The 13069-nt window shown below is 69.8% G+C and carries 10 protein-coding genes; 5 read left to right on the top strand and 5 right to left on the bottom strand.

Annotation, left to right across the window (positions count from 1 at the left end):
* Nucleotides 1–3: 3 nt before the first annotated feature.
* The 3 genes from ABZX85_RS14405 to ABZX85_RS14395 all read right to left on the bottom strand — a co-directional run bounded on the left by ABZX85_RS14405 (nucleotide 4) and on the right by ABZX85_RS14395 (nucleotide 3186).
* Entirely contained in the window at nucleotides 4–807 is an 804-nt protein-coding gene (locus tag ABZX85_RS14405; RefSeq protein WP_355866856.1) for a carbohydrate ABC transporter permease, read from the bottom strand.
* Between the two features lie 35 nt (nucleotides 808–842).
* The gene (locus ABZX85_RS14400; RefSeq protein WP_355866853.1) at nucleotides 843–1793 is read right to left on the bottom strand and encodes a sugar ABC transporter permease; all 951 of its coding nucleotides are present in this window, start codon (nucleotides 1791–1793) and stop codon (nucleotides 843–845) included.
* A 79-nt stretch (nucleotides 1794–1872) separates the two neighbouring features.
* On the bottom strand, nucleotides 1873–3186 hold the full coding sequence (locus ABZX85_RS14395) for a sugar ABC transporter substrate-binding protein (RefSeq protein WP_355866850.1): 1314 nt from the start codon (nucleotides 3184–3186) through the stop codon (nucleotides 1873–1875).
* A gap of 194 nt (nucleotides 3187–3380) precedes the next feature.
* Here ABZX85_RS14395 and ABZX85_RS14390 point away from each other — a divergent pair, with 194 nt between their 5' ends.
* The 4 genes from ABZX85_RS14390 to ABZX85_RS14375 all read left to right on the top strand — a co-directional run bounded on the left by ABZX85_RS14390 (nucleotide 3381) and on the right by ABZX85_RS14375 (nucleotide 9659).
* Nucleotides 3381–4409, top strand: a complete 1029-nt coding sequence (locus ABZX85_RS14390) for a LacI family DNA-binding transcriptional regulator (RefSeq protein WP_355866847.1) — start codon at nucleotides 3381–3383, stop codon at nucleotides 4407–4409.
* 151 nt (nucleotides 4410–4560) lie between these two features.
* Nucleotides 4561–7821 (top strand): discoidin domain-containing protein, encoded by a 3261-nt coding sequence (locus ABZX85_RS14385; RefSeq protein WP_355866844.1) that lies wholly within the window; start codon nucleotides 4561–4563, stop codon nucleotides 7819–7821.
* Nucleotides 7818–9308, top strand: coding sequence for a family 43 glycosylhydrolase (locus ABZX85_RS14380; protein WP_355866841.1), 1491 nt, complete (start codon nucleotides 7818–7820; stop codon nucleotides 9306–9308). Before ABZX85_RS14385 ends, ABZX85_RS14380 begins: the two co-directional genes overlap by 4 nt.
* Before the next feature lie 51 nt (nucleotides 9309–9359).
* On the top strand, nucleotides 9360–9659 hold the full coding sequence (locus tag ABZX85_RS14375; protein ID WP_355866838.1) for a hypothetical protein: 300 nt from the start codon (nucleotides 9360–9362) through the stop codon (nucleotides 9657–9659).
* A gap of 46 nt (nucleotides 9660–9705) precedes the next feature.
* Here the strand turns inward: ABZX85_RS14375 and ABZX85_RS14370 are convergent, their stop codons facing one another.
* Nucleotides 9706–10032: a hypothetical protein gene (locus ABZX85_RS14370; protein ID WP_355866835.1), complete on the bottom strand. Its 327-nt coding sequence runs from the start codon at nucleotides 10030–10032 to the stop codon at nucleotides 9706–9708.
* A 117-nt stretch (nucleotides 10033–10149) separates the two neighbouring features.
* On the opposite strand from ABZX85_RS14370, the gene ABZX85_RS14365 reads away from it, so the two are divergent.
* Nucleotides 10150–10875 carry a dienelactone hydrolase family protein gene (locus ABZX85_RS14365; RefSeq protein WP_355866832.1) on the top strand — a complete coding sequence of 242 codons (726 nt, stop codon included), beginning with the start codon at nucleotides 10150–10152 and terminating at the stop codon, nucleotides 10873–10875.
* Nucleotides 10876–10938: 63 nt separating this feature from the next.
* Here ABZX85_RS14365 and ABZX85_RS14360 read toward each other — a convergent pair whose 3' ends face one another.
* Nucleotides 10939–13005, bottom strand: coding sequence for an alpha-galactosidase (locus ABZX85_RS14360; protein ID WP_355866829.1), 2067 nt, complete (start codon nucleotides 13003–13005; stop codon nucleotides 10939–10941).
* Nucleotides 13006–13069: the final 64 nt, after the last annotated feature.

The raw sequence follows: 13069 nt of genomic DNA, 5'->3' as shown, positions 1-13069 counted from the left end.
GGGTCATCCCTTGAGCGCGCCCGACATGAACCCGCGCACGTAATGCCGTTGCAGCAGCAGGAACAGCAGCAGACAGGGCACCGCCAGCACCACGACGCCCGCCTCGGTGGCGCCGTAGTCGACCGCACCCATGCTCTGCTGGCGCAGATTGGCGACGGCGAGCGGCAGTGGCGCCTTCGCGCTGTCGGAGATCAGGATCAGCGGCGCGATGAAGTCGTTCCACGCGGCGAGGAACGCGAAGAGTCCGACGGTGATGAGCCCCGGCCGTACCGCGGGCAGCAGGATGCGCCGCAGCGCCCCCGCCGTCCCGCACCCGTCGACCAGCGCCGACTCCTCCAGCTCCCTCGGCACCGACTCGAAGGAGATCCGCATCATGAAGGTGGCGAACGGGAGTTGGAACATCGCGAGGACCAGGCTCAGCCCGATCAGCGAGTTCTGGAGATGCAGCCGTCCGAGGAGGACGTACAGCGGGATCAGCAGTGTCGCGTACGGCACCATCAGGATCGCCAGCGTGACGAGGAACAGCACGTTCTTGCCCGGGAACTGGAACCGCGCGAAGGCGTATCCGCCGAGCAGCGAGACGCCGAGGGTGAGGGCGACTGTGAGGAGGGACACGAGGGTGCTGTTGAGGAAGTACTGCCACAGTCCGGCGTCGTAGTCGAGGAGGGTGCGGTAGTTGCCGAGGCCGTACCCGGACTCCTGGGCGGTGCCGGGTTGAGGGCTGACCGATGCCCAGGTGTTCCAGAGCAGCGGGAACAGGAAGATGACGGCGAGCCCGCCCGCGACGACGTAGTACGGCGTCCGCATCCCTTCTCCGCGCGTTCCCTCCACAAGGCCCCCTTTCACGCGTCCTCCTTTCGCAGCCCTCGGAACTGGAAGGCGTTCAGCAGGAGCAGTGCGGCCAGCACGAGGATCGAAAGGGCCGCCGCCGTACCGAGGTTGAGCTTCTGGAACGCCTCCCGGTAGATCAACTGCACGACGGTCACCGTGCTGTTGTCGGGCCCGCCCTTGGTCAGCACGAAGAACTGGTCGAAGGCGAGCAGCGATCCGGTGACGCAGAGCAGGAGCGACAGTGCGAGGGAGGGCCGCAGCAGCGGCAGGGTGATGGACCGGAAGATCTGCGACCGGCTCGCGCCATCCATGCGGGCGGCCTCGTACAACTCGTGCGGGATGCGCTGGAGTCCGACGAGCAGGATCAGCATGTAGAACCCGGCGAACTTCCACACGACGAGGAACACGGTCGACCAGAGCGCCGCGCCGGGCGAGCCGAGGAAGGACACGGGGCCGTCGGCGAGCCCGAGTCTCTCCAGCATCTTGCTGAGCGGCCCGGTGTTGGGGCTGTACATCCCCCAGAACAACAGGGACGCGGAGGTCAGTCCGAGGGCTCCCGGCAGGAAGTACACGGTGCGGAAGAAGCCCGCGCCCGGCCGGGACTCCTGCACCAACAGGGCGAGGAGCAGGGCGAGTCCGAGGAGGACGACGGTGACGACGCCGGTGTAGAGGAGGGTGAAGCGGACGGCGGGCCAGAACAGGGAGCCGTCGGTGACGTCCGTGAAGTTCTCGGGCGCGTTGCCGCCCCGGTCCCCGGCGAGCAACGGCCAGTCGCTGAGCGACATCTGGGCGACGAGGACGAGGGGGAAGAGGAAGAAGACGGCGACGAAGACGGCGGTGGGGGTGGCGTACCCGATGCCCTGTGCGGTGCGGGTGCGCCACCAGCGGCGGCGGGGGCGGGGCGGGTCCGGGGCGGCGGACGGCCGCGGGGCCGCCGCCCGCTCGACTGCCTTTACCTGCATGGGATCTCCTCCCTGATCGGGTCGGTCGGTCGGCCGGCGACGCGAGCGGGCCGGCCGGCGGGTGACGCGATCGGGCCGGTCAGTCGGCCAGCGACGCGGAGACCTCCTTGTTCTCCTTGTCGATCCCGCTCCCGTCCCCGAACACGGCGTCCCGCATGAGCTTCAGCCAGGGCCCGTTGGGGTCGTTGAAGGTCTGCCCGAACTTGAGGGCGTAGGGCGTACGGCCGTCCGCGACGAGCTGGTTGATGGTGACCAGGCGCGGATCGGCGGCCGAGTACTTGTTGGACGCGAGGTCGGTGCGGGCGACGACGTCCTTGTGCGCGGCGACCACGTTCACCTGCGCGTCGTCGCCCAGGGTCCAGGCGAGGAAGTTCCATGCCTGGTCGGTGGCCTTGCTGGTGGCGGCGATCCCGATGGCGTCGCCGCCGACGAACGTGGACTTCCCGCCGTCGGGCCCGGGGATGGGGGCGACGCCGAGGTCGAGGTTCTTCGGCATCAGGCCGAGCGTCGTGGAGGGCATCGGCATGACGCCGACCTTGCCCTTGGGGAAGACGCCGGTCCAGGTCGTGCCGGTCTCCTCCTTGGCGCCGGGCGCGACGATGCCGTCCTTCACCCAGCCCCGGTAGACGTCGTACACCTTCTTCGCGGTCGGGGAGTCGAGGGTCGCGGCGGTGCCGTCGTCGTTCAGCACCTCCTGCCCCGCTGCCCAGATGGACGGCCACCAGGTGAAGACACCGCAGCCGCCGCAGTTCCCGCCGAAGAACGTGCCGTCGACCCCGCCGCCCAACTTGTCGACCGCACGGGCCTGTTGATCCCATTCGGCGAGGGTGGTGGGCGGCTTCGACGGGTCGAGTCCCGCCTTGTTGTAGAGGTCCTTGTTGTAGAAGAGGACGGAGAGGTCGAGGGTGTGGGGGACGACGTACTTCTTGCCGTCGTGCGTACCGGCCTTGATGTGGGACTGGGCGAGTTTCCCGGCGAACGGCAGGGCGTCGATGCGGGAGGTCAGGTCGGTGAAGAGGCCGCTGGACGTGTAGTTGGGGACGAACACGACGTCCGAGGCGAACAGGTCGGGCAGTTCGCGCGAGCCGGCCGCGGCACCCACCTTCGCCTGGTAGTCGTCGGTGGGGACGACGGTGAGTTCGACCTTGTTCTTGTGGCTGTCGTTGTACGCCTTGACCAGCGCCTCGCTCTGCGGCCGGGTCGCGGCGCGCGTCCACATCGTGAGCTTCGTGCCGTCGTCGACGCCGCCCACGCCTCCCGACGCCTTGCCGCCGCCTCCACCGCCGCCACCGCCGTCGTCCGACGAGCCGCAGGCCGTGGCGAGGCTCGCGGCGGCGAGGAGCGCCACGGTGCCGGTGACGAGTCGGCGTACGCGTCTGTTGGTGCTCCTCATGTCGATCCCCCAAGTCCCGCGGAAACGAACCGAAAAGGCTTTCAGAAAACTAGGACCGGCCTGACGGCTCGTCAATCCCCCTGTCCGACACGGTTTCCGCCGGGTCACCGAAACCTGTGGAAACGCCGTCCGTGCCACCTTGCCGAAAACAACTCGCGTACCGTTTACGCACGCGACGCGAGAAGGAGAACCACATGACCCCGGCCCCAGGCCCCGCTCGTTCGCAGCCCGCCACCCTCGGTGACGTCGCGCGGCTGGCGGGCGTGTCCATCGCCACCGCGTCCAAGGCGCTCAACGGCCGCAGCCAGGTCCGCGCGGAGACCCGGCAGCGGGTGATCGAGGCCGCCGAGCGCCTCGCGTTCCGCCCCAACCAGCTCGCCCGCAGCCTGATCGAGGGCCGGTCGGGCACGGTCGGCCTGCTCACCAGCGACCTGGAGGGCCGGTTCAGCATCCCGATCCTGATGGGCGCCGAGGACGCCTTCGGCGCGGGCGAGGTCGCGGTGCTGCTGTGCGACGCGCGGGGTGACGCGATCCGTGAACAGCACCATGTCCGGGCGCTGTTGGGGCGCCGGGTGGACGGGCTGATCGTCGTCGGCAGCCGGACCGACGCGCGTCCCTCGCTCGGCCGCGACCTGCCGGTGCCGGTGGTGTACGCGTACGCGCCCTCGCAGGACCCGGAGGATCTGTCGCTCGTCCCGGACAACGTGGACGCCGGCCGGATCGCCGTCTCCCATCTGCTGGCCTGCGGGCGGACGCGGATCGCGCACATCACCGGCGACCCCGGGTACGCCGCCGCGCACGACCGGGTGACGGGTGCCCGCGCCGCGCTCGGGGACGCCGGGCTCGCCCTGGTCGGCGAACCCCGGTTCGGGGCCTGGTCGGAGGGGTGGGGGCGGGCAGCGACCGTGCTGCTGCTGGACCAGCACCCCGATGTGGACGCGGTGCTGTGCGGGAGCGATCAGATCGCGCGGGGGGTGATCGACGTGCTGCGGGAGCGGGGGCGGCGGGTGCCGGAGGACGTGTCGGTGATGGGGTTCGACAACTGGCAGGTGCTGACGGCCGCTTCACGTCCGCCGCTGACCAGCGTGGACATGAACCTGGAGCAGGTGGGGCGGGCGGCGGCGCACGCGCTGTCGGGGGCGATCGCGGGGGCGCGGCGCTCGGGGGTGGAGACCGTGCGGTGCCGGGTCGTGATCCGGGGTTCGACGGCCCCGCTGTCGTGACGCCGGGGCCGGTGCAGGGCCCGGGGTTCGACGGCTCCCGAACTCCGCTTCCTCCGCACTCCCTTGACACCGCATCAGCTCACTCCTACCTTGCGAAAACCTTTTAGGCCCCTTTCCGTGCCTCTCGTCACCCCCACCCAGGGAGCCTCCGATGAGAAGACCGCACGCCCTGCTCCTCGCGTTACTGCTCACGTTCTGTCCGTTTCTCGTCGCGCCTCCGGCCCACGCGGCGCAGACGATCGGCTTCCCCACGTTCAACGGGCCCGCGATCCCGAACCCGCCGGTCGGCTACACGACCGGCGACATGATGAAGTCGATCTACGACTCGGAGAGTTCGGGCACCGACTTCTGGATGGACCGCCTGCTGGCCCGCACCGGCGACGACCCGGCGGGCACCTGGCTCATGAGCCGGGGGCGGGCGGTGTTCATGAAGACCCACAACCCGGCCACGCTCGGTTTCGGCGGGCAGGTCGCGTACTGGGAGAGCATCAGCAACAACAACGCCTACACGGTCGCGATCACCCCCGGTACGTTCACCGAGCAGGTCGCCCAGCGCCGGCAGGTCCCGAGCCACTGGCGCAGCGTCCACACCAGCGGCCAAGTCGCGGTCACGCAGACCAAGTTCATCACCGACAACAACGTCGCCGTGACGAACCTCGCGATCAAGAACAACGGCACCGCGTCGACGACGCTCCAGCTCCGCGCGACGTCGCCGTACGCGACGACCGGCAGCGGCAGTGAACTCACGGGCCAGGTCAACGCGTACAACAACCTCACGACCATCAAGCCCCGCCTCACCGGGGACGGGTTCACCGTCTCCAGCGGCGGTCTGAACCGGTCGGTGACGGTCGCGGCCGGGGCCACGGTGACCGTGAAGGTCGTGATGGGTTTCGTCACCGACGAGATCCCGGCCTCGCTGACCGAGTACAACGCGTACGCCGGGTACTCGGCGGACACCGCGTTCGCGACGCACGTGCGCGCCTACAACCAGTGGTGGGCGAAGAACGTCCCCTACATCGACGTACCCGAACCGGCGATCAAGAAGAACATCTACTACCGCTGGTGGCTGATGCGCTTCAACAACCTGGACGCCGACATCCCGGGCCAGACCTTCCAGTTCCCGACGTCGACCGAGGGCGTCCTCGGCTACAACAACGCGATCGCGCTGACGCAGCCGATGCACATCGACGACCTCAAGTACCTGCGGGACCCGGCGTATTCGTACGGTGACTGGCTGAGCGTCGGCCAAGTCTCCAAGGGCGGCCGGTTCCTGGACAACCCGGGCGACCCGGAGAACTGGTCCAACAGCTACACGCAGTACATCGCCGAGGCGGCGTGGCGCAGTTACCAGCTCCACGGCGGCCAGCCCGGCATCGCGGCGAACCTCGCGCACTACGCCGAGGGCGACGTGAAGGGCCAGCTCGCCTACTACGACCACGACAACAACAAGCTCATCGAGTACGACTGGGGCGCCCTGACCGGCAACGACGCGGACGCCGTGTCCTTCCACTGGAAGCCCGGCAACATGGACCGCGCCGAGTCCGCCTACCAGTACAGCGGGGCTCTGGCGGCGGCGCAGGCGTACGACGCGATCGGCAACACCGCCAAGGCGGCCGAGATGCGCACGCTCGCCGGCCAGATCAAGGACGCGATCGTCAACGTCCTGTGGAACCCGAACCGGCAGCTCTTCGAGCACCGGCTGAAGTCCACCAACGAGTGGGTGCCGTGGAAGGAGATCAACAACTACTACCCGTTCTCGGTCGGCGCGGTCCCCAACACGGCGACGTACAAGCAGGCGCTGCGCCTGTACGACGACCCCGCGCAGTACCCGGTGTTCCCGTTCTACACCGCGAACCAGGTCGACAAGCAGGCGGCGGCCGACGCGGGCCAGCCGGGCTCCAACAACTTCTCGACCATCAACTCCACGGTCCAGTTCCGGCTCTACTCCTCGGTGCTGCGGAACTACCCCAACTCCTGGATGAACGCGACCGACTACAAGAAGCTGCTGTACTGGAACGCGTGGGCGCAGTACGTGAACGGCAACACGCAGTGGCCGGACGCGAACGAGTTCTGGGCGGACTGGAACGGCAGCTCCGTCAACTACCGTTCGTGGATTCACCACAACATCCTCGGCAGCTCCAACTGGACGGTCATCGAGGACGTGGCGGGTCTGCGCCCCCGCAACGACGCGAAGGTGGAGCTGTCGCCGATCGACATCGGCTGGTCCCACTTCACCGTCAACAACGTCCGCTACCGGGGCGCCGACCTGACGATCGTCTGGGACGACCCGTCCGACGGCGTGGTCCGCTACCCGGGGGTCCCCGAGGGGTACTCGATCTTCATCAACGGCAGCCGGGTGGCGACCGTCAACTCGCTGGTGCCGTTCACGTGGGACCCGGCGACGGGTGACGTGACGACGAGCGGAACGGTCGGCTACCACACGGCAGTTGCGGGCCTCAAGGCGCCGAACCAGGTCGTTCAGGACAGTCCCCGGATGACCGACATGCTCGCCAAGGCGGGCGTCGACCTCACGGCGAACCTCACCAACCTCGCCTCCGGCGCGACCGCCTCCGCCTCCTACACCGGTTCCGGCAGCGCCGCTTCGGGCGCGGTCGACGGCTACCCGACCAACGAGCCCTTCTGGGGCGCGGGCGGCTCCCCCAACGCGCAGGACTGGTACGAGCTGAACCTCGGCGCGTCCCGCACGCTGAACGAGGTCCGCCTCTACTTCAAGGACAGCCGCCCGGCCAGTACGACCTACCGGGCGCCGGCGTCGTACACCATCCAGTACTACAACGGCAGTTCGTGGGTGGACGTGCCGAGTCAGACGAAGACTCCCTCGGTGCCGCGCGCCAACTACAACCTGGTGACGTTCCCGGCGGTGAGCGCTCAGCGCGTCCGGGTGCTGGCGACGAACGCGTCCGGGGCGAAGACCGGGCTCACCGAGGTGAAGGTGTTCAACCGGGGCGGGGTCCAGCCGCCGTCCAACCAGGCGCTGTCGGCGACCGCTTCGGCGTCGTACACGTCGTCGTGGGAGAGTGTCGCGGCCGTCAACGACGGGATCGATCCGCCCTCGTCGAACGACACGGTGAACCCGCGCTGGGGCACCTGGCCCGAAACCGGCCAGCAGTGGGCCGAGTTGACGTGGCCGACCGCGAGGACCGTCGACACGGCCGACGTGTACTTCTTCGACGACGACCAGGGCATCGACATGCCGTCGGCGTGGAAACTCCAGTACTGGAACGGCAGTGCGTACGTCGACGTGCCGGGGGCGAGCGGGTATCCGCTGGCGAAGAACCAGTACAACCACATCACGTTCACCGCCACGAACACCAGCCGGCTACGGGTGCTCCTGACCAGTACCGGCAGTAGTTCGGTCGGTCTTCTCGAAGCGAAGGTGTACGGCCCATGACCAGATACAGAGCACTCCTCGCGCTGCTCGCGCTCGCGGTCGCCTTCCTGGTGGTGCCGCAGCAGTCCGCGTCCGCCGCCGTGGCCTTCACCTCGACGGGCGTCAACCAGAACGGCGGCAACTGCCTGGACCTGCCGGGGAGTTCGACGACGAACGGGACGCAGTTGAGGGCGTTCTCGTGTTCGTCGGGGGCGGGCCAGAACTTCACCTACACGCCGGTCGCGGGGACGAGCGACGTGTACACCGTCACCGCGCAGTCCGGTCAGTGCGTGGACGTGTACGGCGCGTCCACGGCCGACAACGCGGCGGTCATCCAGTGGCCGTGCCACGGCGCGAGCAACCAGCAGTGGCGGCTCACGCCGGTCGCGGTGAGCGGGACCGACAAGACGTTCAACCTGGTGTCGGTCGGGTCGGGGAAGTGCGTGACGCCGAGCGGGGGTTCGTCGGCGTCGAACACCAACCTGGTGCAGTTGCCATGCAGTTCGACGGCGGGCCGGGTGTGGCGGCTGCCCGGCTTCAACGGGGGCACGACCACGCCGGGCACCTTCACCAACCCGCTGAAGCAGCAGGGGCCGGACCCCTGGATGACGTACTACAACGGCAACTACTACCTCGCGACGACCACCTGGAACTCGACGATCACCATGCGCAAGGCGCCCACGCTCGCCGGGCTCGCCACCGCGTCCGACCAGGTGATCTTCAATCTGTCCCGGCCGAACGGGGCGGGCACCATGTGGGCGCCGGAGTTCCATCTCCTCAACGGCCCTAACGGCCAGCGCTGGTACTTCTACTACACGGCCGGGCGTGAGCCGTTCGACCTCGGCACCCAGCGCATCCACGTCCTGGAGAGCGCGGGCCTCGACCCGATGGGCCCGTACACCTTCAAGGCCGACCTCCTCGACCCGTCCCAGGACAACACCTGGGAACTCGACCCCGGCATCCTCCAACTCAACGGCCAGCTCTACCTGTTGGGGACCTTCTACAACGGCTCCCAGCCGATGTTCATCCGCCCCCTCTCCAACCCCTGGACGGCCAGCGGCACCCGTCGCGTCCTCTCCACGCCGACCTACAGCTGGGAGACGGTCGGCGGCGCGGTCAACGAGGGCGCCGAGGTCCTCCAACGCGGCGGCAAGACCTTCATCGTCTACTCCGCGAGTCACTGCTCCACCCCCGACTACAAGCTGGGCATGCTGACCTACAACGGCGGCGATCCCCTCAACTCCTCCTCCTGGACCAAGTCCCCCAACCCCGTCTTCCAGCGCTCCAACGCGAACGGCGTCTACGGCGCCGGCCACAACGGTTTCTTCAAGTCCCCCGACGGCACCGAGGACTGGATGGTGTACCACGCCAACAGCTCCGCCGGCGGCGGCTGCGACATGAACCGCTCCACCCGGGCCCAGAAGTTCACCTGGAACACCGACGGCACACCGAACTTCGGCACACCGTTAGCCCTCGGCACACCCCAGACGGCGCCTTCGGGCGAGTAACGCGCGCGGTCTAAGGTCTCCCCCTGTCGCACGACGCACAGGGGGAGACCGATGACGCCGTACCAGGTGGGCCGCACACTCGGGGGAACGACGCTCTACGTGGCCATCGGCCTGGCGGCGGTCTGGGTCGCCACCGGCCGTTGGCGCGACTATCCGCCCGCCGAGGGGAAGACCGCCGCCGAGGTCGAGGCCGTCGTACGTTTCCGCACCCGCCTGGTCAAGTACACGGTCCTCGGGGTCGCGGGCCTGTGGCTGCTGACGGACATCGCGATCAGCACGTGGGTGGTCTACCACGGCGACTCCACCGCCCACCCTCCGGCGGGCGGCGTACCCGCACCCCTGACGCCCTGACGCCCGCGCAGGCCGGCGAAGTCGGTTCCTGCCCCGGGGGCCGGGCTCAGGGGCGGTCGAAGGTGATGTCCGCCGCATCGTCCTCGTTCGACGCCTCGACGAACGTGAGAGTCCCGTCCTGCGCCTCGAAGACTCGCACCGACATCCCGCTGTCCTCCCCGCCCGGGAACACGAGGGAGAAGCGGGGGTCCATCTCCATCAGGAAGTTCCAGCCGTCCCGCCGGTCCGTGTCCAGGACATCGGCATGCCGGCCGGTCGCCCGCCACGTGCCGGCCGCGTCGACAGCGACGGTGATGCCGATGCCGTACTCCTCAAGGCACGTCGAGCGATTGGCCCACCATTCGAGGCGGGCCCGGCCCGTGAATCCGTCCATGAGCACACTATGCACGGCGTCGGGGGCGGCCGGGCGAGTTCGAGGCGCACCCGCGTTGCTCTGCCGTCGGCAGAGCGACGGCCCGATCCGACTCGACCACCGTTACTGTCCCGTCGCATGACGACGATCACCGCGCGCACGGTCGAGTACCCGGCCGACGGTCTGACGATGGTGGGGTATCTCGCGCTCCCGGCCGGAGTCGATCGCCGGCCCGCGGTGCTGCTCGGGCCGGAGGGCATGGGGCTCAGTGACGTCGAGCGCCGCCGGGCCGACGCTCTCGCCGAACTGGGATACGTGGCGCTGGCCTTCGACCTGCACGGCGGGCGCTATCTGGGTGACCCCGAGGAGATGCTGGCCCGCTGCATGCCGCTGCTCGCCAGTCCCGACCGGATGCGGGACATCGGCCGTGCGGCGCTGGCCGTGCTGCGCGCCGAGCCGCGGACCGACCCCGACCGGATCGCCGCCGTCGGCTACGGCACCGGGGGCGCCGTCGGGCTGGAACTCGGGCGCGACGGCGTCGACTTGCGGGTGATCGGGACGGTCAACGGGCTGACCACGGGCCGGCCGGACGAGGCGGCGCGCATCCGCTGCCCCGTGTGGGCGGGCGTCGGGTCGGAGGACCCGATCATGCCGCCCGCGCAACGGGCCGCGTTCACCGCCGAGATGCAGGCGGCGGGCGTCGACTGGCGCCTCGTGGTCTACGGCGGCGCCCTGCACGCCTTCCACCACCCGCCGGTCGACCACCCCACGGTCCCCGGCGTAGGTCATCACCCACGGCACGCGCAACGAGCTTGGCACGACGTCGTCGAGCTGCTCGCCGAGTGCCTGACCGCACCGGAGTGATCCGACCGGCAGCCGATGTTCGGCCGAGGCGCCCTCGCACACAGCCACAGGCAACCGGAGAGCTCAGCTCAACCGCACCAACAAAACCCCCGGCACCCCTCCCACCGAAACCCGCACCCCCTCCCCCTCCCACACCGCGGCCCCACTCCCCACGGCGGACGGATGCAGCACCTCGGCACGTACGGCACTCCCCGCCAAGTGCGCGACAGGCACCCGGAGTTCACCACCGCCACCCCGCCGCCACACGGACAGGTACGACGGCCCGCCGGGCACCCGCATGCCCAGGGCCAGCCACTCGTCCCCCCATCCGGGCAGCCCGAGCGGCCAGAACGGAAGGGCGTGTGCGAGGTCGGATCGGATCACCCGGTACGTGTCCAACGCCTCGCGCACGAGCCGCATCTGATGATCCGTCATCCGGTCGAGGTGCCCCGAGAGGTGTATCCGCCCCAACAGCGCCCCGCCCAGCGTGAACGAGATCAGCTCGTCGGAGAACTCCGGCTGGGGGTAGGCCCAGACGGCGCCCTGCTCGGGCGGCGCGGCGGTGGGGGCGGAGGCGGCGATGGGGGGATAGCGCAGGGGGTCCTGCTGGTCGCTGGTGGACTGGAGCTGGGCGACGGCGAGGGTGGCGCCGTCCATCCGCATGCCGCCGGAGGCACAGTTCTCGATGACGAGGCCGGGGTAGCGGTCCAACACCCCGGACAGCCAGTCGAGGTAGGCGTGACCGTGCCCCAACAGGCCGGCGCCCGGGGCGAGATCACCCGGGGCGACCGTGCCGGGGTCGATCACGATGTTGTAGTCCAGTTTGAGGTACCCGACCCCCCAGCCCCCGACGATCCGGTCCACGGTCCGGTCGAGGTGGGCGCGCGCGGCGGGGTGGCGCAGATCGAGCTGGTGGCGCCCCTGTTCGGTGAGCCGGACGCCGTCGCGCTGGAAGAACGCCTCCGGCGGGAGTGCGGACGCGACGGGGCTGCGGACCCCCACCACCTCGGGCTCCAGCCAGAGTCCGGGCACCATCCCCCGCTCCCGAATCCGCGCCAGCACCCGCTGGATTCCCCCGTCGGGGAACCGCCGGACCGACGGCTCCCACTCCCCCACGCCGTCCCACCACCCGGCGTCGTCGTCGTACCACCCGGAGTCGACGCAGAAGTACTCGGCGCCGGCCCGCGCGGCGGCGTCGATCAGCGGGTACAGCTTCTCCGAAGTGGGGTCCCCCATCAGCGTGTTCATGTAGTCGTTGAAGACGACCGGCAGCACGACGTGATCGGGGTGCGGACGCCGCACGGCCCGCCGGTACGACGTCAGCGCCCCCATCGCCGCGTCGAACCCGGCCCCGACGGCGAGCGCGACCGGCACGGTCGTGAACTCCGCGCCCGGCGCGAGCCGCACCCGCCACTGGTGGGCGGCGTCGGTGGGCCCGTTCAGCGCGAGGTAGGTGCCGTGCTCCCGCTCCCCCAGGTCCCAGCGCCAGCCGGCCGGTGACTCGATCTGCCACAACCAGGCCCGCCCGCCGCCTCGTTCGGTGAGCGCGCCCATCGCGAGATGCCCGTCGGTGGGCCAACTCCCGCGCCCGGTCAGCGTGTACGCGGCCCGGCTGTCGTGCTGATGGGCATCGGCGCCGATGTCCGCGACGGCGTCCCGCAGCGGCTCGGCCGCCCAACGGCACTCCGCGAGCCAGTCGTTGCGGGCCCGGTGCACGTCGAGCACGTCCGGCGAGGGCAGCCCCCCGAGCACCAGGCTGCTCACGGACTGGACGACGAGGGGTTCGGCGCCGTCGTTGAGCAGCCGCACCCGCGACCTGAGCACCGGCAGCCCGTCGAAGGACGTCAGCTCGACGAACGCCGTCAACCCTGTCCCGGCGTCGTGGAGTTCGAGGGTCAGCGAGTCCCCGGCGACCGAATGCCCCGCGTACCGCAGCCGGTTGCCGAGCGCGGTCCCGGTGAAGCGCGGCCCGGACCATCCGCTCCCCTGCCCGAACGCCGTCAACTCCACCATGGGCAGGGCTGCTTCGGGGTCCACGACCTTGCCGGACGTCCCGAGCCGCACCACCCGGGGCGTGCCGTCCGAGGCGACCCCGAACTCCACCTCCAGGCCCTGCTGCCCCCAGACAAGCCCGTCCACCGTCCCGGTCACGGCACCTCCCCGTCGTGTGAATCCGTCGTTACGGTCTCTTGACGACCCCTATGTGACCGGTCAC

It is taken from the genome of Streptomyces sp. NPDC004539 (genome assembly GCF_040610055.1).
GTDB lineage: Bacteria > Actinomycetota > Actinomycetes > Streptomycetales > Streptomycetaceae > Streptomyces.
The sequence above is the reverse complement of the archived record's forward strand: the minus strand, read 5'-3'. Positions and strand labels throughout refer to the sequence as shown.

Excerpts from the sequence above, each read along its gene's own strand:
- ABZX85_RS14380 (WP_355866841.1), top strand. The coding sequence starts at position 7,818 with ATGACCAGATACAGAGCACTCCTCGCGCTGCTCGCGCTCGCGGTCGCC.
- ABZX85_RS14385 (WP_355866844.1), top strand. The coding sequence starts at position 4,561 with ATGAGAAGACCGCACGCCCTGCTCCTCGCGTTACTGCTCACGTTCTGT.
- ABZX85_RS14365 (WP_355866832.1), top strand. The coding sequence starts at position 10,150 with ATGACGACGATCACCGCGCGCACGGTCGAGTACCCGGCCGACGGTCTG.
- ABZX85_RS14395 (WP_355866850.1), bottom strand. The coding sequence starts at position 3,186 with ATGAGGAGCACCAACAGACGCGTACGCCGACTCGTCACCGGCACCGTG.
- ABZX85_RS14405 (WP_355866856.1), bottom strand. The coding sequence starts at position 807 with ATGCGGACGCCGTACTACGTCGTCGCGGGCGGGCTCGCCGTCATCTTC.
- ABZX85_RS14375 (WP_355866838.1), top strand. The coding sequence starts at position 9,360 with ATGACGCCGTACCAGGTGGGCCGCACACTCGGGGGAACGACGCTCTAC.
- ABZX85_RS14370 (WP_355866835.1), bottom strand. The coding sequence starts at position 10,032 with ATGGACGGATTCACGGGCCGGGCCCGCCTCGAATGGTGGGCCAATCGC.
- ABZX85_RS14400 (WP_355866853.1), bottom strand. The coding sequence starts at position 1,793 with ATGCAGGTAAAGGCAGTCGAGCGGGCGGCGGCCCCGCGGCCGTCCGCC.
- ABZX85_RS14390 (WP_355866847.1), top strand. The coding sequence starts at position 3,381 with ATGACCCCGGCCCCAGGCCCCGCTCGTTCGCAGCCCGCCACCCTCGGT.